This window comes from Rossellomorea aquimaris, from assembly GCF_000935355.1.
Lineage (GTDB): Bacteria > Bacillota > Bacilli > Bacillales > Bacillaceae_B > Rossellomorea > Rossellomorea aquimaris_B.
On the sequence record NZ_JXZC01000002.1, the window covers coordinates 405,393 to 424,396 of the forward strand.

At 43.0% G+C, this 19,004-nt stretch carries 15 protein-coding genes; 4 read left to right on the plus strand and 11 right to left on the minus strand.

Annotated elements, in window-relative coordinates:
- Positions 1–54: 54 nt before the first annotated feature.
- Positions 55–1,365: a UDP-glucose dehydrogenase family protein gene (locus tag TV75_RS09110; RefSeq protein ID WP_437176708.1), complete on the minus strand. Its 1,311-nt coding sequence runs from the start codon at positions 1,363–1,365 to the stop codon at positions 55–57.
- 10 nt (positions 1,366–1,375) lie between these two features.
- Entirely contained in the window at positions 1,376–2,248 is an 873-nt protein-coding gene (galU, locus tag TV75_RS09115) for a UTP--glucose-1-phosphate uridylyltransferase GalU (protein ID WP_044338406.1), read from the minus strand.
- A gap of 322 nt (positions 2,249–2,570) precedes the next feature.
- On the opposite strand from galU, the gene TV75_RS09120 reads away from it, so the two are divergent.
- Positions 2,571–3,371, plus strand: a complete 801-nt coding sequence (locus TV75_RS09120) for a glycosyltransferase family 2 protein (RefSeq protein ID WP_052504481.1) — start codon at positions 2,571–2,573, stop codon at positions 3,369–3,371.
- Positions 3,372–4,001: 630 nt separating this feature from the next.
- On the opposite strand, the gene TV75_RS09125 is transcribed toward TV75_RS09120, so the two are convergent.
- The 3 genes from TV75_RS09125 to TV75_RS09135 are packed head-to-tail and all read right to left on the minus strand — an operon-like array spanning position 4,002 to position 6,754.
- Positions 4,002–4,970 carry a hypothetical protein gene (locus TV75_RS09125; RefSeq protein ID WP_044338408.1) on the minus strand — a complete coding sequence of 323 codons (969 nt, stop codon included), beginning with the start codon at positions 4,968–4,970 and terminating at the stop codon, positions 4,002–4,004.
- Between the two features lie 5 nt (positions 4,971–4,975).
- Positions 4,976–6,349 carry an O-antigen ligase family protein gene (locus TV75_RS09130; protein ID WP_044338409.1) on the minus strand — a complete coding sequence of 458 codons (1,374 nt, stop codon included), beginning with the start codon at positions 6,347–6,349 and terminating at the stop codon, positions 4,976–4,978.
- Positions 6,350–6,400: 51 nt separating this feature from the next.
- The gene (locus tag TV75_RS09135; RefSeq protein ID WP_044338410.1) at positions 6,401–6,754 is read right to left on the minus strand and encodes a hypothetical protein; all 354 of its coding nucleotides are present in this window, start codon (positions 6,752–6,754) and stop codon (positions 6,401–6,403) included.
- A gap of 225 nt (positions 6,755–6,979) precedes the next feature.
- On the opposite strand from TV75_RS09135, the gene TV75_RS21800 reads away from it, so the two are divergent.
- A complete protein-coding gene (locus TV75_RS21800; protein ID WP_156142360.1) occupies positions 6,980–7,135 on the plus strand; it encodes a hypothetical protein in 156 nt (51 codons plus the stop codon).
- On the opposite strand, the gene TV75_RS21120 is transcribed toward TV75_RS21800, so the two are convergent.
- From TV75_RS21120 to TV75_RS09155, 4 genes are all read right to left on the minus strand, one after another.
- On the minus strand, positions 7,132–9,414 hold the full coding sequence (locus tag TV75_RS21120) for a SpoIID/LytB domain-containing protein (protein ID WP_052504482.1): 2,283 nt from the start codon (positions 9,412–9,414) through the stop codon (positions 7,132–7,134). The two genes, TV75_RS21800 and TV75_RS21120, sit on opposite strands and share 4 nt — an antisense overlap.
- A 64-nt stretch (positions 9,415–9,478) precedes the next feature.
- Complete coding sequence (locus tag TV75_RS09145) at positions 9,479–10,282, minus strand: hypothetical protein (protein ID WP_044338411.1); 804 nt, start codon at positions 10,280–10,282, stop codon at positions 9,479–9,481.
- Between the two features lie 12 nt (positions 10,283–10,294).
- Positions 10,295–12,355: a cell wall-binding repeat-containing protein gene (locus TV75_RS21125; protein WP_052504483.1), complete on the minus strand. Its 2,061-nt coding sequence runs from the start codon at positions 12,353–12,355 to the stop codon at positions 10,295–10,297.
- Between the two features lie 202 nt (positions 12,356–12,557).
- Positions 12,558–13,655: a glycosyltransferase gene (locus TV75_RS09155; RefSeq protein ID WP_044338412.1), complete on the minus strand. Its 1,098-nt coding sequence runs from the start codon at positions 13,653–13,655 to the stop codon at positions 12,558–12,560.
- Between the two features lie 220 nt (positions 13,656–13,875).
- Here TV75_RS09155 and TV75_RS09160 point away from each other — a divergent pair, with 220 nt between their 5' ends.
- Together TV75_RS09160 and TV75_RS21805 are read left to right on the plus strand one after the other, a co-directional pair.
- The gene (locus TV75_RS09160) at positions 13,876–15,309 is read left to right on the plus strand and encodes an oligosaccharide flippase family protein (RefSeq protein ID WP_044338413.1); all 1,434 of its coding nucleotides are present in this window, start codon (positions 13,876–13,878) and stop codon (positions 15,307–15,309) included.
- 16 nt (positions 15,310–15,325) lie between these two features.
- A complete protein-coding gene (locus tag TV75_RS21805) occupies positions 15,326–15,481 on the plus strand; it encodes a hypothetical protein (RefSeq protein WP_156142361.1) in 156 nt (51 codons plus the stop codon).
- 357 nt (positions 15,482–15,838) lie between these two features.
- On the opposite strand, the gene TV75_RS09165 is transcribed toward TV75_RS21805, so the two are convergent.
- Positions 15,839–16,948, minus strand: a complete 1,110-nt coding sequence (locus tag TV75_RS09165) for an LCP family protein (protein ID WP_082051213.1) — start codon at positions 16,946–16,948, stop codon at positions 15,839–15,841.
- Between the two features lie 155 nt (positions 16,949–17,103).
- Positions 17,104–18,945: a cell wall-binding repeat-containing protein gene (locus tag TV75_RS21130; protein ID WP_052504484.1), complete on the minus strand. Its 1,842-nt coding sequence runs from the start codon at positions 18,943–18,945 to the stop codon at positions 17,104–17,106.
- Positions 18,946–19,004: the final 59 nt, after the last annotated feature.

The window sequence follows — 19,004 nt, forward strand, 5'->3', positions numbered from 1 at the left end:
CTAACCTTATATACCAATTGAAGGTGGACCCTGATGAAGGATCCACCTATCATGTTATGCCTTGACCGTTTTTCTTCCGATTGACGCATAGTAGAATCCGTTCTCTTCCATAAGAGCAGGATCAAAGATATTACGTCCATCAATGATGACTTTGCTATTTACTAGTGTAGCTACTTTTTCTAAATCGAGCTCTCTTACTTCATCCCACTCTGTCAGAATCAGGATGGCATCCGAGTTCTGGATCACTTCATACAGGTCTTGTCCTGTACGAAGGTTTGGAATGAGCGCCTTTGCGTTTTTCTCTGCAATACGATCATATGCCGTGATGTCCGCTCCAAGTTCCTGCAGTTTAGGGATGACATCGACAGAAGGTGCGTCCCTCATGTCATCTGTATTCGGCTTGAACGCAAGACCAAGGACAGCAATTTTCTTATCTGTCAGGTCGCCATCGAAGGCTTCTACCAGCTTGTCTACAACCTTGAAGCGCTGAAGGCCGTTCACCGCTTCAACGTCTTTGACGATCTTGAAGTCGTAGCCCACTTGGTCGGCAATCTTGACAAGGGCACTTGTATCCTTAGGGAAACATGAACCTCCGTAGCCGATTCCAGCGTTCAGGAATTGAGGGCCGATACGCGGGTCATACCCCATTCCCTCTGCCACCTTCGTCACGTCTGCACCAACAAGTTCACACACGTTCGCCACTTCATTGATGAAGCTGATTTTTGTTGCAAGGAACGCATTGGACGCATATTTGATCATTTCAGAAGTTTCAATATTTGTCACTACGATATTTTTGGTAAAAGGAGCATGCAGTTCCTTCAGGATCGCTTCTGCTTTCTCTGATTCCACTCCGATGACCGCTCTTTCCATATTCACTGTATCGTAAATGGCCGATCCTTCACGAAGGAATTCAGGGTTGGATGCGACATCGAATTCTTCATGTCCGACAACCTCTTTGATGACACCCTTGATCATGGCGCCTGTTCCGACTGGAACCGTGCTCTTCGTCACGATCACCTTATAGTCATGAAGGTGCTCTGCAATCGAACGGGCAGCCGCTTCGATGTATTGCAGGTTCGCTTCCCCGTTCTCTTTAGGAGGAGTTCCGACTGCAATGATGACAAGGTCCGCGTCCTTCATCCCTTCAGCATAATCCGTTGTGAAGGATAGGCGGCCTTCGCTGATGTTCTTTTCTACTAATTCGGTCAAGCCCGGCTCGTAAATAGGGATGATCCCATTTTTCAGGTTCTCTACTTTTTGAGCGTCTATATCCAGGCATGTCACGTTATTTCCGGCGTCACTGAAGCAAACGCCTGAAACAAGCCCTACATAACCTGTACCAATTACACAAATGTTCATCTTAATTTCTCCTTGTTCATTCTGAAATGATGTCTTTTAACCAGCTTTTCAATGGACCTTTCAGGTCATCTCGCATTAAAGCAAACTCTACTGTTGCTTGAACAAAGCCGTATTTGTTTCCAATATCGTATCTTTTACCATCAAAAGAATAACCGTAAACATTTTGCTTCGTATTTAATTCTTGAAGAGCGTCTGTCAATTGAATTTCATTCCCTTGACCAGGCTCCAGGTTTCCTAAAATGTCGAGTACATCCGGTGTGAGGACGTAGCGTCCCATGATGGCCATGTTGGAAGGAGCATCTTCCAGTTTCGGCTTTTCCACGAGCCCTTTGACTTTGAATAGCGGGCCGTCATTATTAGGGTCTGCCACGTCGATGACACCATATTTGGATACGTCCTCGTCAGGGACTTCCTGTACGCCGATGATGCTCGCTTCTTTTTCTTCGAATTCATCGATCAGTTGTTTTAGACAAGGTTTCTCGGAGATTACGATGTCGTCTCCTAGAAGGACGGCGAAAGGATCATTTCCGATGAATTTTCTGGCACACCAGATGGCATGTCCGAGTCCTTTTGGCTCTTTTTGACGGATGTAGTGAATGTCCGCCATATGAGAGATTTGTTTGATTTGCTCGAGCTCATCGTATTTCTCTTTCATGGCAAGCATTTCTTCAAGCTCTAAAGACTTGTCAAAATGGTCTTCGATGGCACGTTTTCCACGGCCCGTCACGATCAGGATATCTTCTATCCCTGAATTGACGGCTTCTTCGATAATATATTGGATTGTAGGTTTATCTACAATTGGTAGCATTTCTTTCGGCTGTGCCTTTGTTGCCGGCAGGAATCTCGTACCTAAACCCGCAGCCGGGATAATCGCTTTTTTTACTCTCAAAGAACTCACCTCTTAGTTTTGTGTAAATCAATTGTTCTTATTCTACTGATTCGAAGTCTTTTAAATAGTGTCTGCAGATTTTGGCTCATTTACGCCTGTTGGTGAGAAAACGCCCGAGCAAATTTCTTTGCTCATGCGTTTTCTCACCAACAGGCTACCTTTCAGCTATCCGCTGAAAGGCGAGTGAAACTTTGGTTTCACTCGAATGAGCCAAAATCTATTAAAATTCATGTGTATTATACCATATGTTGTTGATTTCTTAATCTCACGGGTTTATTGTGCTATAATATAGCGAGTAATTTCAGATGTGAGGATGAAGAAAATGATTAGTGTAATCGTACCAACTCTTGGAACGAAGCCAGAGGAATTGAAACGATTGTTTGAAAGTCTTAATAATCAATCATACAAAGACTTCGAAGTCATTATTGTATCACAAGACAATCACAATTATATTACATCCGTTTTAAAAGATGTTAACTTTAAATACAATCATATAGAAATTGATCGTAAAGGGTTGTCACTTGCCCGGAACGTTGGTATTGAGCATGCGAGTGGAAGCATTCTGACGTTTTCGGATGATGACTGCTGGTATAATGACGACTCGTTCCAGCTTGTTGTCGATTATTTCAATGAGAATCTCGAGACCGATGTGGCATGCTTCCAAATCTATGATCCGATTAAAGGCGTTTACTATAAAGAATATGACGAAGAAGAGCAGAAGCAGGTTACAACCGGTAAGCTGTTGAAGAAGTCTTCCATCGAGATCTTTATCCAGACGGCGAATATCGAGTCCTCCCTGATCCGATTCGACGAGAAGTTCGGCTTGGGTGCGATTTATCCTTCCGGGGAAGAGAATGTCTTCTTATTCGATTTAGCGAGAAATCATAAGTCCATCAGCTATTATCCGAAGGTTGTCGTGAATCATGAGAAGCCTGAGATGCAGACCCGATTATATGAGAAATCGTTTATTGGAAAAGGGCCTTTGTTCAAGAGAATGTACAATACCCCTACTGCGGTGGTTCTATTGACTCTCTTCACGTTGAAAAAGTACCGTCATTTAGATGAGCCGTTTAGCTATTATGGTAAAGCATTCAGGGAGATTTTTAGGTATGAGAAGAAATAGTGTTTGTTGGATTTGATTAGATTTGCGGCAGGTGCCTGGTTGTGGTGCCTGCCTTTTTTGTGGCGAATTCCATAAAATTAAAAGGCTCTTTTCGCAAATATTGTTGTTTTAACATGAGTTCTGCAAGGCTCTGTCAATTAGTGTGTGCTGGATGGTGAGGGGAACTGCTCCGCTTTCCGCGGACGATCGGCCGAGCCTCCTCAGATTCGCTTCCGGGGTCTCGGCACGCCCGTACTTCCGCAGGAGTCTGCGCAGTTCCCCTCACCATCTTTAACAGTTTTTTTGTGACAGAGCTTCATCGTGGGCTAGAAAACAAACTAATTTGAAAAATACTTCCTTGAGACAATCAATCTCTCCTTACTTTCAATGAGATTGTTTTCTATAAAGCTTGTTTTAATTGTTTTCGCTTAAGGATTCATGCTCAGAAAGTTGGTTGGAGCGAAAGGATGATCGACTCCTGCGGGAATAGCTGGACAGGTGAGACCCCGGAGGCTCACCGCCAGCCCCGCGGAAAGCGAGCATCCTGCAGCGGAAATCAACTACTACTTTCTTCTCTACAATAGCCACAAACTTTACGAAAAGTGCGAATTAAAAAGGTGCACCCCACTTGCCCGGGTGCACCTCAAGAAATCACTTTTCTTTTAAAATGACTTCCGTAATCATGTCATTTTCTTTCGTTAACTTCAGCTCGTTTTGTTCGAGGTCGAGCTCATTTTCAAGATCGCCATGGATCTTTTCGAATTCCGCTGCCGGGATGTTTACCGGGAACTTGATTTCCACGAGTCGCTTATCTTCGTTTAATCCAACAAAGGAATTGAACTCTTTATAGTAGTAGTAGAATTCAACCTCGCCTTGTCCTTCGAAGATGTAAACAGGATCACCGTATTTACGGAACAGGTTCTTTTCTGAATACCCGATTGGCAATGGCGTTTCTGGTAAGAGACCTGCATCCACGTATTGCAGGAATTCGTCTGATAGTACTTTTCTGTTGTTCTTTTCGTAATCGATCCGGAAGCTCAGCATGCCGGACTCTTCAAGAAGCTCTTCGTCCGTTAGCTCCAGGAACTCTTCTGTCGCCAAGTCTTCATTCAGAGCACCTATCAGCTCGACGATAGGAATTTCTTCTTGAGCCAATAGTATTTTGGTGATTTTACCTTCTTCCACTTCGAACACAACGCTTTGTTCATCGATAATCATATATACATACGATGTTGTCGCATTTTCATCTGCTTTGTATTCAAACATGTCCAGCTCTAAGTTGTTATCAATGACCTTTTGCAGGTTATCTCCTGCATTGATCGTGTCAGAAATTTTGAACTTTCTGTTGGATGTGATCAGGTAGTCTGCTTCTCCACCCGTGAAGTGGACGCGAAGCTTCTGTTCTGGATCATCCAGGGCTTCATCTTTGGATTCGGGATCTTTCATGACCTTAAAGACTTCCTGATACCTTTCGCCTAAGCCGAAATTCAGGAGTGAATATTCGTTTCCGACCGATTTATATTCACTTTTCTGCACCTCTTTTGTTTTCACGCCAACGATGATGCCGAACAAAAGAACCACAAAGATCAGATATGAAAGAAAGATTTTGTAAGAACTCAACTGTATCACTCCATTACATTTTGCTTATCTTTGTGTTTCATTTCACCGATTTTCACTAGCACGGCGATGACTAATAGAACTGCCCAGAATCGTGGTGTGACATAATCCGCTCTGTATAAGGATGTGACCATCAGGTGAAAGTACTCTACCAATGCAATGAAGTAGTACATGTTCTTCATGCCGTTCTTCAATAGGAACACGGCGATGGAAATTAATCCTGTCAATAATAGAAGGAGTCCGATGACACCTTGCTCGAATAGCACATCGATAAACATATTGTTTGCCGAGATGGCCAGGCTCATCTGGGTATGTGGCACAATCTTGGTACCCGCCAGGAATTCATAAGCTCCAGGTCCGTATCCAAATAGTCCCGATACGATGGAATGATCGAACAGCCACTGGAATGGCATGACGTACATATAAATCCGGCTTGATTGTGTCGGATCAAAAAGGTTATCCCTTCTTCCCCAAATCGGAGAGAAGAATTTCGCCAGTAGATCCGGGTTTACGAGATAAAGTCCGGCAATTCCGATGATCCCCACCAATGGAATCATCCAAAGGATCTTTTTCGGGAATTTTGGATGGAACATGAGATAGACCATCAAGAAGCCTATCACGAGTACCAGATTGAAATAGGCGCTCACGGAAAACGTAAAGGCCAGGATGAAAAGCGTCGGGATGAGTACGACGACTGCATACACCCATTTCCGTTTCACAAACAGGAATGCCAGGATGATCAGATCGATCAAGAACGGTCCCATATAGCTTGGTTCATTGGTGAATGACGTGATCCGGAAGTCGAACAGCGTCACTCCCTCAACGCTATGAACGAAGGAACGGGTATCTAAATTAAGGAATGGAATGTTAAACATGAAATAGGCAAGCTGCCAGAAGGCTACTGCCACTAACAATGCTATCGACAACGGATAGACTTTGATGATGCTTTCGTTATCCTTTGGCTCATTCACAAGCAACCGGTAGCCGAAGTACACAAACATGAAAAAGCTGAGATAATAGGCAAGTCGCGTGATCATCGAGCTTTTCAGGTAGTTCATATACTCAACACTATTCAATACCGTAGCAGTATAAAAAGCAGAAAGGATTGCCAGTGCCAATGAGATAAGAAATAGAATCAGGAAGCGTTTCAAGTATTTATCAAACTCTGAGGTTTGCGTCAAACGTTTTCGATTGAGTACGTAATACAGGAATAACAGTGAGCCAACCCCCAATGTCAGCACCGCAGGAACGGGTACGGGGAGAAGCTTGATGTATTTAGCTTGAGTAGAGAACTGGGCGAAGAACAAATATCCGGCCACTAAAATCAGGATGATCTGCTTCATCCTCGGCTCATACTTGTTCATGAGTGTGGAAAAATTCATACTAAACTCCTCATTGTCTTTTTAGTTTATTGAAGGCATTTCATAAGAGCCTTATTGAATATAGTCTATATCTTTCAGTAGAAGAATTCCGTCCTTCTTCTCCCACTCCGTCATATAAACCAATTCATTTTCTTTATTAAAACGATAGAACTTATTAACAGCTTCGGTATGGAAATAACTTTTGCGTTGAGATGTCAGTTTCTCTTTAAGATAGTTGAAGTCCTTTTCTGTCACTGTGTTGTCAGGACTCAGCATATATTTAAAGGCATCCCAATCCGTGTTTTCAATATTATTGCGAATATATTGATCCGCTTCCAGCAGGTTTCTGAATTTCAATGGCTGATCACCGCAGCCACTTAAAAATAAGGTAATTAAAATGAGTAGAACGGCAAACTGTCTTTTCATTGCAAACTCCTTTCCTATGAGGACCGTCGAATTCGTCTTTCTTATGTAAAAAGGGACGCACCCTGTTACGTCTTGATAATCAAACAACAATAAAAAATTATACATGAAAACCAACCATTTGAAAATGCTTTGTTCCCTACACCTCTACGCTTCGTCACCCTTGTCAATACTGAAAAATGACGCAAATTCTCTATGATTCCGTTATGTTAAATATGTGTTACAAACGTGATTTATAGTCATAATATTGGAAGATTGATCTATATGAGGGGAAGTTACTCATTTTCAGCTGCCGATTATCTGGCTGGTAGTGGGGCTGGATGGGCTCCAATCCCATTAAAAAACTGCCATCCCGAAGAATGGCAGCTCCTTGATTCAAATTAATTCGCTAAAGCCTGTTGGATATCTTGACGAACCGATTCCGAGATGGCACCTTTACCGCCTAAGAAGTAGGTATCGGCCAGGACAGTACGCTCATCCAGCCATGCTTTCACATTGTCGGGTAATTGATCCTTACGCGTCAAGATTAATGGTGATTTCATCGCTGCTGCCAATGAAGATGCAGGCAGGGCATCGATGAAGACGTCTCCGCGCGCGAAGAATAATGTCTTTTCTTCAAACTCACTGCTGTATTTCTCTGCAATGGTCAGACTTGTTTGGTAACGGTCATCTCCGTATACCCTTGACACATCTGAAGCAAGACTCATCAGTTGGCGTTCCACTTCAGTAGAAACAGCGGACTGACCGCCAATGATCGTTACTTTATTAATCGTATTCTCTTTCATGTAAGCTTCAACACTTTCATGAAGAGAATCTTTTGTTGTGTAAAGAATCGGGATTTGCATCATGCTTGCATAGGATGCAATCGACAATGCATCCGGGGATTTCTCGTCTTTTGTCACAACAAAGATTTCATGATTGTTGTTAATTTCATCTGCCACTTTCACTGCTGTCTCATAACGCTCTGCCCCACTGATGCGGGTAACATCGGATAAGCCTTTCAATTGATTCTCTACATTACTGCTGATGGCATTCGTACCGCCGAGTAAGTAGACCTTTTCAGGCTGAAGACGCTTAATTTCATCAAGGACTGTATCCGGAAGCGATTTAGATGTTGTTAATAATAATGGAGAATCCAATTTCTTCGCCAGTACACTTCCTGTTAAAGCATCGATGGATAAATCGCCGCGGCCGATGACAACTGCCTTCGATTTATTCTCCCAGCCATACTCTGATACACTTACGCTTGTTTCATAGCGGTCAATCCCTTCAAGCTCATGAGAATAGTCATTCAAGTCCAATTCTCTATTCACGCTTGTTGTCGGGTAGTAGTAGCCAAGGATCGTCCTGAAGTTATTTCCTTCTTTCGACATTTGGTAAGCGCCGTATTGGCTCATCCCGATTCCGTGGCCGAAACCGCCCCCGTTGATTGTGTATAGCTCATCTGTTTCTTTCAATTCTTTTACATAAGGGCTCTTCATGATCGATGTTCCCAGCATAAAACGAATGTTATAAGAGCGATCATTAATCGTTTTCGTTTGCAGCTTGATGGTTTCATCTTCATTTTTCACAAATCCACTATCTTTTTTCTCAAAATAAGTGAACGATACGGTTCCCTTTAATACATCTGTCGAAGTGAAGGAAGAATCCGGGATATCAAAAGAGACATCCTTAATATCGACGATTTTGATTTCACTCTTTTCATCAAGATGATTTTTATTTTTTAACCATGATTTCATGTTGGAAATGATCGTTTGATCTTTTTCCTTCGCGTCCGACCACCATGCTTCTGGTTTCTTAAGATCTAACTCGCTTGCGTCGAATTGAGATTTCGCAAGAGGGACTGCCCAATTTCCATGCGGTGAGATTTTCGCATCATAGATGTCCGGCTTTGTCTCCAGGTAAGGAACTAAATCTGAGCCCCACACATTTTGATTCGAGAATACTCTTCCCCCGTTAGATGAAGAATAAAATGCTTCCGCATAGCTGTCGCCTTTTTTCAGAACTTCTCCTTGTGTTTCATTGACCGCTTTTGTTGTATAGGTGTTCCAATCATAGCCTTTATAGACTTGATCACTTTGTCCATCGTAAATCGTCCAAGGATTTGGATTACTAGGATTATTTGCTTTTTTCAATACAAACGTTCTGGCTGCTACAGCTTGAGCCTTCAAGGCATCCAGTCCGCCATTGCCACCCCAGGAAGCAGGCATTTCTGCCGGGACCACGCCTTTTAAGTAGTCTTCCAGATTGATATGATTTACGGGTCTAACATATTTACTGGATTCAACCGTAAACTCAACTTCTCCTAAGTATTGCTTGTCATAATTCCCTTTTATCGTCATGGAACGGTCCATCGCTTCCGTGATCGTTGGCATGATCGATACGTTGCCATCGAACTTTTTCACTAGTGTAGAACCTTTGTAAAGAGATAGATTCCCTGACTCCACCTTGATTGTGTAGGCAGTTCCGGGCTGGATGAAAATCGATGTCCCTTTCACTTGATAGTCCCCATTTACACTAAATGGAAGTGAACTCTTACTTCCGATATAATTCTGAAGTTTGACAGAAATGGGCTCACCAGCTGCACTTGTATCAATCGGTGCTGCCATCATTCCCGTAACCATCGTGGAAAGAACCAGCATAGATAGTAACTTCTTCTTCAATGTTTTTTCCTCCTTGGGATATGTACTTGAGGAAGGTGTTCCACATGGGAACACCTTCAGGATTTTATAGCTCTTCTACTTTTGTCAAAACGGATTCGATTTTATATCCGTTTTCCCCGGTTTCTTCATATACTTCTTTGATCATGCCGATCCCGGGAGCATAATACATCGTATTGATGGTATTCACGTTTCCGTTTTTTACCGTGCTTCGAACCGCGACGACATGTTCATACGTGTCGTAAGGAACTTTGATCGTTTCATCTTCACTGATGATTTCCCATCGTGTTGTGTCACCTTTTCCTTTATGCTTGATGTCGGCCAGCGGTTTTGCTTCTTTATCCGGAGAGAAGCTGTCCAACATGCTTTCTTTCACGTTCTTCGGATTACTTTCTTCATACACGACTTGAATGGCATCTTGATCCCATTTTAGGATTTGAAGAGTGACCATCTCTCCCACTTTGAATACACGCTGAACATGGGTTTCATTGTGATCGACCACTGTCTCCGTTAAGCTGAAGTCCTTATTTTCAAAGGTTTTGACCATGTTTTTTTCTGGCTTCAGCTGTTGAAGTAACATGTTTACTTCTTCTTTTTCTTTTTCCGTCGTTTCATTGTCTTCTTCAGTTGTTTCTTCTTCGGAGCTTTCGGACGGCTCCTCTGCTTCCACTTCCTCCACTTCTTCCTGAACAGTAGAGTTATCCGACTCTTCATTTACAGAAGTATCTTCATTCGACGTTTCACTTTCGGTTGTTTCAGGTTCTTCCTTCGTTGTTTTCTCACTTGGAGAGGAAGCATTGCATGCGGTGAAGACAGTCATAGACAAGATGAGCAGAGAGACTAGAAAGATATTTTTACGACTGTTTAACACTGGGTGTCCTCCTTAATACAAGACATTCTTCATTTTTTCAATGATGCTGTCATCGACTTTTCCGCCTACTTTGATGACTTCTTTAACGCCACCAACAGGTTGATACTCAAGGATGAAGTCCTCAAGGTGACTATCTAAAGAGCCGCCTACCAATACGATCGGCGCCTTTGTTTTCACAGATAGGGCAGATGCGGTTAAAGCATCAGGGTAATTCGTTCCAGTGGAAACGATGAACTTATCCGATCCCATCACTGATTTGAATTTTGTCAGTACTTTTGCAAGTGTTTTATAACGGTCTGCTCCGGAGAGTCTTTCCACATTGGTTGAATAGCGTTTGATCGATTGTTCAACCGTTGATGAAATGGCACTTCCCCCACCAAGGACCTTCACTTGCTTTCCTTTTATATACGATAAAGCGTTAGAATTGATGCTATCTTGACCAGTCAGCACGATCGCCCATTGATTGGCTGAGGCAATCGGTGCAGCACCAAGGGCATCCGCATAATTCTTGCCTGATGCGACGAATACACCTTTTACATTCGTCAGCTTTTTGTTGATTAGAAGATTCGTATCATAGCGGTCAGCTCCACCGACTCTTGTAACGGTAAGTCCAAGCTTCGCCAGTCGATCTTGAACCGCAGTTGAAACGGCTCCTTTACCACCAATTATGTGTACTTCTTTTGCATTCAGTCTCACAAGCTCTTTTTCTACTTCTGAAGGAAGCTGGTCCTTACTGGTTAATAGAATAGGAGCGTTATCCAATTGAGCTGCAAGAGGCCCTACTGAAAGTGCGTCTGCGAAGTCATATGCTGTTGCGAGTACGACGGCTTTTTTCGCTTTGGAACTTGAGAAACCGTTAGGATAAAGGTCTTTGGAAACCTTGATCGCCGTTTCCATCCGGTCGAGGCCGATCAGGTTTGTATCATTAATGAAACGATTGATTTTAACTCCATCGATACTCGACCAAATGACGCCCTTGGAATCAATATCAACCACTTTTAATGGTGTTGCCTTCCATTTAGCGTAATCGATTGCACTCTTGACATCGTAATACGACCATAAACTTTTTCCTGCTTCTGTTTGAACACTGTACTTTTTGGGTAAATAATTAGACCAAAGGATTTTTTCAGTGTGTTCATCCACTACTCTCGTATTTGTCAGAGTTCCTGCATATTGGATCGCGTCTTCTTTGATCGGGAAGGTTTTAAGCCTGTCATTCCCTTTTTGATAGACACTGTATTCATTCAAATTCTCATACACTTTTTTCTGCTGGTATTTATCGAATACATATGTATTGGATTGAGACTTGGAGTATTGAATGGCTTCCTCTTTCGTCTTATAGACTTTAAGTCTCTTATTCTCTGCGTTATATACTTCATACACTTTGAAGTAGGAAACGATTCCGTTCTTGATACCCTCTGCAGCATTATTTTGAAACGTCCATGTTTTAATCAGGGCTTCCTCTGTCGGATTTGACATATACCCCATCTCCAATAAGAGTGACGGCATCTGCGTGTTACGGATCACATAAAACGCCTGATCATTTCTCATTCCTTTGTCTGTCAGTCCGATGGCATTCACCGTACTCGGGTGAACCGTTTCTGCTAATCTCTTGGATTCACTTCCATACGCTACCTGAATCGGATCGGGTGGATATTCCTCTTCCCAGGCATATTTATTATCATAGTGATACGATTCGAATCCACGTACATACGGGTTTGTAGGGGCCGCATTGTGATGAACCGAAACGAATACTGTCTGGTCATTCTTTCCCTTGGCAAATGCATTGGCAATGTCTGTACGTTCTTGAAGACTCAAATATGTAGTTAAATTATCGTGAGTCATATACACGTTGAACCCTATTGCTTTCAGCTTATCCCGTAATTTTTCAGAGATTGCCAGATTGGCATGCTTTTCATAAAAACCAGTTGAACTCCCAGAATATCCTGTTGTACCTGAATCCCATCCTCCGTGACCTGGGTCAATGACTACATTCTTCTCAGCCGATGCCAGAATCGGTATGACTAGAAACATAGCCATTGTCACAACAAGCATCGCAATCTTTTTCTTCATTTTTTTGCATTCTCCTCCATTTTATTAAAATTTTCCTTTATTCTACCATTAATATCGACAACAGTTGACATACTTTTGACATGTTTTCGTAAACTTTTACATAATTATAAAAAAAGACACTCAATTCTCCATCATTAGGATGCTTGAGTGTCTTTCATATTTGTAGGTTTGAAGAGAAGTGAGTGACCGTAAATCGAGTTGTTTAACTCTTCCCTTTTATTATTTCATTATAAAGATCTATCATTCTCTTAGAATTCTCTTCCCAATCGTAATGATTGATGACATGCTCCCTGCCGTTTCTCCCTAACTTCACTCGTTCTGAAGAATCCTTATATAGATATAGTAGTTTGTCGGCCAGTGCTGCCGGATCCTTAGATGGGATCAGGTAGCCTGTTTCCCCGTCCAGCACGACTTCCGGCAGGCCGCCGACATTGGTTGCCACAACCGGTACACCACAAGCCTGGGCCTCTACAGCCGAAACCCCGAAGCTTTCAATCAAGGAAGAAATGACAAATATATGAAGAGACGAGATGAAATCAGGAACATCCTCATGCGCGATTCTTCCTAAAAACTCTACATTCTCAGCTATGCCGAGGTCTTCTGTCAGTTTCATATATTTCGTCATATAAGGTCCGTCCCCTGCCAGCTGCAGACGAACGTACTGGCGCTCGGATCCCAGTGTGTCCAGAAAGAGTTTAAAGCCCTTCAGGAGATATTCGATTCCGTACTTCGGCTCCATCCCTTTAGCGATCCCGATTCTGAATTGACCTTCGACCTTCTCCATCAGGTCCGGTTTGAATTGTGTCGTATCCACACCAAATGGGGTGATGGCCAATGGCTTGTTTGCATCTATATATTTTTTGGTTTCCTGTTCTAATGCGGGACTGGTGGAACAAATATAATCTGCCTTCTTCAATGCGTATTGAAGGATGATTCGATTCATCATATTCCGCTTTGGGAAATCATAGATGTCCGATCCCCATACCGATAGGATGTAAGGACTGAATCCTGTCAGCGCCCCTATCAGCCCGTAGCTCGAAGCATAATGGGAATGGATCAGATCAGGCTCATACTTCCGAATGATTTTCTTAAGCCTCGAAACCGTAAATAAATAAGAAATCTTGTGATTCAATTTCAGATTTAAATAGACTCTGCTTACATTCTCCCAAGGGATGTGTTCAGTAGAGTCTTTGTGGTTCTCTAAGCTAATATTCATGACCTCGATACCTATCGAATTATAGTAATCAAGCCATTTCTTCGTATGTACATTATTCGCTGGTGCTAATAATAAAACCTTCATAACTCGGGTACCACACTCTCTTTTTTACTACTGACTTGCTGCAACGGCGGTAAACCTACCTGCCCGACAAAAGAAATATATTCAACAATATCGTTTGTGATATAATATACTAATTGATTTGATACTTCTTATCATAATATAAAAAGCGATTAAATTGAATTTATTTGTAAAAACTATATAAATTTTGTTAATAAATTGGATCAACAGAGAGGTATTTTTCATGTTCAAACATACGTTCATTTATTTTCTTTCCAAAGGTGTCCCTGGGATCATCAATTTCGTTGCGATTGCTTTATATACACGTCTGTTATCGCCAAGTGAATACGGTGAATACGCCCTGGTCATTGCGGCGGTCACGTTTGTGAACACCACCCTATTCCACTGGCTCCGATTGGGTCTGCTTCGCTATAATCCAAAATACGAAGGCAACCAGAAAGCCATGTTCATCAGCTCCATTACGGCTACTTTCATATCCATGACGGTCTTAACTGTTTTCCTGGGTACAGGGGCTTTCATTGTCTATACCCCTTTCCATTCGATGGCTCTCTTATGGTTCCTGGGTATTGGATTGCTCACCATGCAAAGTATGTTTGACCTGTTTACTGAATACTTGCGTTCTGAGCTATCGTCCAAACTATTTGGAGTAGTGACCGCATTAAAGGTGGTACTATCCCTTATTGTAGCTGTTGTTCTGATTAAATTCTTTGGCTTCGGGGCAGAAGGAATCATCCTTGGTTTGATTATCGGAATCTTCTTATCCATCGTCTTCTTTATTCCAAAGTACCTGCACTTGATTGACATTAAGTTGATCGATCGCGACATGATCAAGGAAGTCGTGAAGTATTCGATTCCATTCATTGCAGCCCTTTCAATGGAAGCCATCATCCTGAATACGGACCGTTACTTGATCGGATGGTTAATGGACAAGGCATCTGTCGGAATCTATGCCGTTTCCTACGACCTGGCCAAACAAATCCTGTTCCTGCTGATGATGATCATCAATCTGGCTGCTTATCCGCTTGTAGTCAAAGCACTTGAAACAGGCGGGATCAAAGAATGTCAGAAACAATTAAATGAAAACACGTCCCTGCTGTTACTTGTATCGGTCCCTGCGACAACGGGAATGATCCTGCTGAGCGATTCCTTTACGGGAATCTTCCTGGGGGAATCCTATCAAGGGAAAGCAGCGACGATCTTTTCACTGATTGCCCTTGCGATCTTTATCCAAGGCTTTAAAATGTACTATTTCGACCTGGCCTTCCAGCTCGGGAAAAATACGAAGCTTCAGATCTGGCCGGTGTTGGCCGCCGCTGTACTGAATGTGGTTTTGAACTTACTCTTAATACCGGAGTACGGAATATTCGGCTCCGCTTACGCGACCATCATATCCTACGTCGTATCGGTTCTGTTGAGTGCTTTAATCGGGAAGAAGATTTTCCCGCTCACCTTCCCGTTTAAAGAAGTCGGAAAGATCTTTATCGCGACCGGTGTCATGGCGCTTCTTGTCTGGCCGGCACTTGCCATTGATGGCATCTTCGGATTTATCGTGCAGATTGCAGTCGGGATTGCGGCCTATGCGGCTGTAGTATTGGCTCTGAATATTAATGGCATACGTCAGCTTGTGATGCGTCGATTGAAGAAATCTCCTCAGTGATTGGGGGGATTTTTTTGTGGGTTTGATGTTGGGGTGGTGGATTGGATGGTTTGTTTGTACCTGGTACAATTGGTGGCTTCTGTACCTGGTACATTTTGTGGTTGTTGTACCTGGTACACGAAGCCATTCGAAGCTAGAAACCAAGCCAACGGGCAAATCATCTATAGAATAGTTACCGTTTTGCCAGTTTTCTTTCAATCCTGGATTGATTTTAGCTTAAGATTGTCTTTTTCAGCTGGGAATATGCCATTTGATTGGATTGCTCGCCGATCCAGGGGTTGAATACGGGATAAGGAGAGGTTGTCGCGGAGGAATCGATCCTGATCGGAAGGTGATTAATCCCAATTCATGATAATTGATCCTGCTTCAGCTTTTTCAATCCTCGATAAAATTAATCGATCCCTATTTCAATTAATTGATCCTCCCTGTCGAATTTTCTTTACCGTTGCCCGCACCAGGCTCCAAAACATTTCATAACAACAAAAAAACCACGGAGCATCACTTCACTCCATGGGTTGAATCTATCATTTTATTCCTCATAACCACTTGTATCCTCGATTTCAGTCGATTCCTCATAGACACCGGAGTCCTCGGTTTCATCATAACTACCAGTATCCTCAACACCAGTTGAATCCTCGACCACGGCATCGTCACTCACCGCTTCTTCCTCGACATATTCTTCATACGACTTAGGTTCTTCACCATTCAAGAAGTCTTTTAATGCTTCGGTATTCGCCTCCATGTCTACGTCCAGCACGGCACCGACGCCTTCATATCGAGCATTTTCAAACGAATTGTCGATTGGCAATCTCATTGTATCGATCTTATCAACCGGGTTCAGGACGAATTCTTTTGCAAGACTGATGCGGTCCATGGATCCGATATTCGTTTCGATGTAGGGTGAGACTGTCCCCATCAGTTTAGGGATTTTGGATACGCCGTTTAATGACAACATTTCATCTTTCAGGGCATTGATGACTTCCTGCTGGCGCTTGACGCGGCCGAAGTCTCCCTCTGCGTCATGGCGGAAACGGGCATAGCCCAGTAGTTCTTTACCGTTCAACTTTTGCAAGCCGGGTTCCAGTGTCACATTGATGTTGGTGGACATTTCTTTTTCTACATTCATTTCGATTCCATCCGGCGCGAGTGCATCCACGACTTTCTGGAATCCTTTAAAGTCCATTAACGCATAATATTGTACATCTATATCGAAGTTCTCTTTCAGCGTTTGACGAAGAAGTTCAGGTCCCCCAAGGAAATAGGAAGTATTCAATTTATACTTGCCGTATTCCGGAACGTCTACATACATATCCCTCATTAATGAAACCAATCTGGCCTCACCTTTTTCGGGATCGTATTGGGCAATCATGATCGTATCCGTACGGGATTTTTCTTCGCCCCTTGTATCTGATCCGAGAAGTAGTATATTCACTTTTCCGTGTTCATCTTTTTTGCCATTGAATTCAGGGATTTCTTCAGATGCCGCCTGTGTTTTACCGGCATTCATTTTTCCAGTTTGATATTGATAGAGAAAGTACGCAGTGCCGATACTTAATCCCAGGAAAGAAAGTGCAAGAAAAATCCGGAAGAATCTCTTCCTTCTTCTCATCCGCTGTCTATAGTCATTACGAGTCTTCATGTATGTTTTCACCTTTCAAATCGAAGATCAATACGAAGAATAATTTTATCATGAAATAGATTAAAAAAATAGAATCTTACATAAATGTAATCTCTGTTTAATAATCCTACCAAAAAAGACTCTACCGATGATCGATAGAGTCTTAGAATTCTATATTAATAATACAACTTTTTATAAAGTTCTCCAAGCTCGTCTTCCACATTCATGGCACTTGGTCCTCCTAGGAGGACGAACTCTTTATACTGTTTAGCTGCCATAAAGTTGTTCACGCTTGTCGGCAGCTGTTCCGGGTTGGATAAAAGAAGTGGTGCCTTTTTCTTTGCTGCGAGTACTGATCCTGATAAGGCATCTGGATAGTTCTTCCCGCTCGCAAGAAGTGCCTTCTCGTCCGGGTTGGCAAGTGGCAGCTTCTTCGCGATTTCAAGGGAGGTTTCATAACGATCCACTCCGCTTACTCTCTGCTCGCCTTTTACCTTTTTCATGACTGCGTCGCTGATGACGCCCGCTCCACCGACAACGATCGTGCTGTCCACTCCGGTAAGGGCTTCACTCGTATAGGTTGAAACAGCGTCCTTCGCTGTTAGAAGGATTGGATATCCTTTAACAGATGCATATGGGGCCACGGAAAGAGCATCTGGGAAGTTTTTGCCTGACGCGATGATGGCTTTATCAGGATTCGGATTCACTTGCTCTGAAATGCGCTGGGCTGTTTCGTAGCGATCGATTCCACCGATCCGTTTGGCATCCAATCCCATTCCTTCAAGAGCATCCTGGACTCCTTTGCTGACTGCTCCTTCTCCACCTAAAATGATGACCTTGGAAGCTTTCAATCGCTTGATTTCAGCTTTCGTTGCATCAGTCAGTTTGTTTTTTTCCGTTAATAGAAGCGGGGCATCGTTTTTATAAGCAAGAGGGCCACCCGTCAGCGCATCCGGGAAGTTATACCCTTGGGCCAAAACGACCGTATCAGCCTGATTCCAACCCTCCTTGGAAATGTCGACGGCCGTCTTGATCCGATCGGTTCCTGATAGCCGCTCACCGATCTTGTTCAGTTCGCTTGAAGCCACGTATGCCGCTTGTTTATTGTCTTCACGTTCGGCGTTGTACCAGACGAAGTGATTCGGATTCGTGGATTCATCATATTCAAACCCTTTAAGGATCTCAAGGACTTCCGTTTCACCGCTTGGAAGTTTCGCTGACACTTCCTTGGACTCAGAAGTCGGTCGTTCCCTGAAACGTGATCCATCCGCAGAAATCACTAAATCCCCTGGTTGATACGAATGTTTGGTCGTATGGGCAAGACCCTCTACTTTATACTTTTTTTTATTGAATAATAAATAATGGTTTGGCTCTCCTGTATAGGTGAAATCCTCTTTAGCAAAAGAAAGTTCTACTCTATCATTCTTGAAGATGCCTGGGTTTCCACTTGAAAGCTCTGCATATACCCGTTCCTGGTAGCTTCTGAAGTTCCTTTCACCAGACTCGGACTCCATATAAATTGGACTATTTACTTCTACCTGGCCGTTATATGCTAAAAGGGCAAAATACCAGTTCTCGATGATGTCACGCTCATTGTCCCCGACCGTTGGGATGCTGGTGGAACGATCCCAGTTGGATAGACCCTTCTCTCCAAGCTTCCACTTTTCATTCAGGATTTTGATACCTGCTTCAATATTGAAGGCGATGTCACTTTTCAAGCGTTCCTCATCATAGCCGGCTGTATCGGTCACCTGCATGATCCCGATGCCGCCATCATCCGAAATATTCGGTTCTCCATCTGCCGTGAACTGCTTCCAGCCGCTCTCTTCAGCTGCCACTGCCTTCACGATTTCAGCGGGAACATCATACTTCATCGCTGCTTCCGTCAGCAGTTTATTGATTTCATATTTAGACGGGTTTTCATACCCCGCTGCCTTTGAAGTGATTGGACACGCCAGTGTTGCGCTAAGTGCCACAGCCGCTATTCCTGATACAACTTTCTTCATTTTAGAATTCATTGCGTTCCCCTTTTAAATGTTATTTTATTCCACCTTAACATAGTATCTAGTAAACTATA

Excerpts from the sequence above, each read along its gene's own strand:
- TV75_RS09120 (WP_052504481.1), top strand. The coding sequence starts at position 2,571 with ATGATTAGTGTAATCGTACCAACTCTTGGAACGAAGCCAGAGGAATTG.
- TV75_RS21130 (WP_052504484.1), bottom strand. The coding sequence starts at position 18,945 with ATGAATTCTAAAATGAAGAAAGTTGTATCAGGAATAGCGGCTGTGGCA.
- TV75_RS09165 (WP_082051213.1), bottom strand. The coding sequence starts at position 16,948 with ATGAAGACTCGTAATGACTATAGACAGCGGATGAGAAGAAGGAAGAGA.
- TV75_RS09160 (WP_044338413.1), top strand. The coding sequence starts at position 13,876 with ATGTTCAAACATACGTTCATTTATTTTCTTTCCAAAGGTGTCCCTGGG.
- TV75_RS09155 (WP_044338412.1), bottom strand. The coding sequence starts at position 13,655 with ATGAAGGTTTTATTATTAGCACCAGCGAATAATGTACATACGAAGAAA.
- TV75_RS09130 (WP_044338409.1), bottom strand. The coding sequence starts at position 6,349 with ATGAATTTTTCCACACTCATGAACAAGTATGAGCCGAGGATGAAGCAG.
- TV75_RS09135 (WP_044338410.1), bottom strand. The coding sequence starts at position 6,754 with ATGAAAAGACAGTTTGCCGTTCTACTCATTTTAATTACCTTATTTTTA.
- TV75_RS21125 (WP_052504483.1), bottom strand. The coding sequence starts at position 12,355 with ATGAAGAAAAAGATTGCGATGCTTGTTGTGACAATGGCTATGTTTCTA.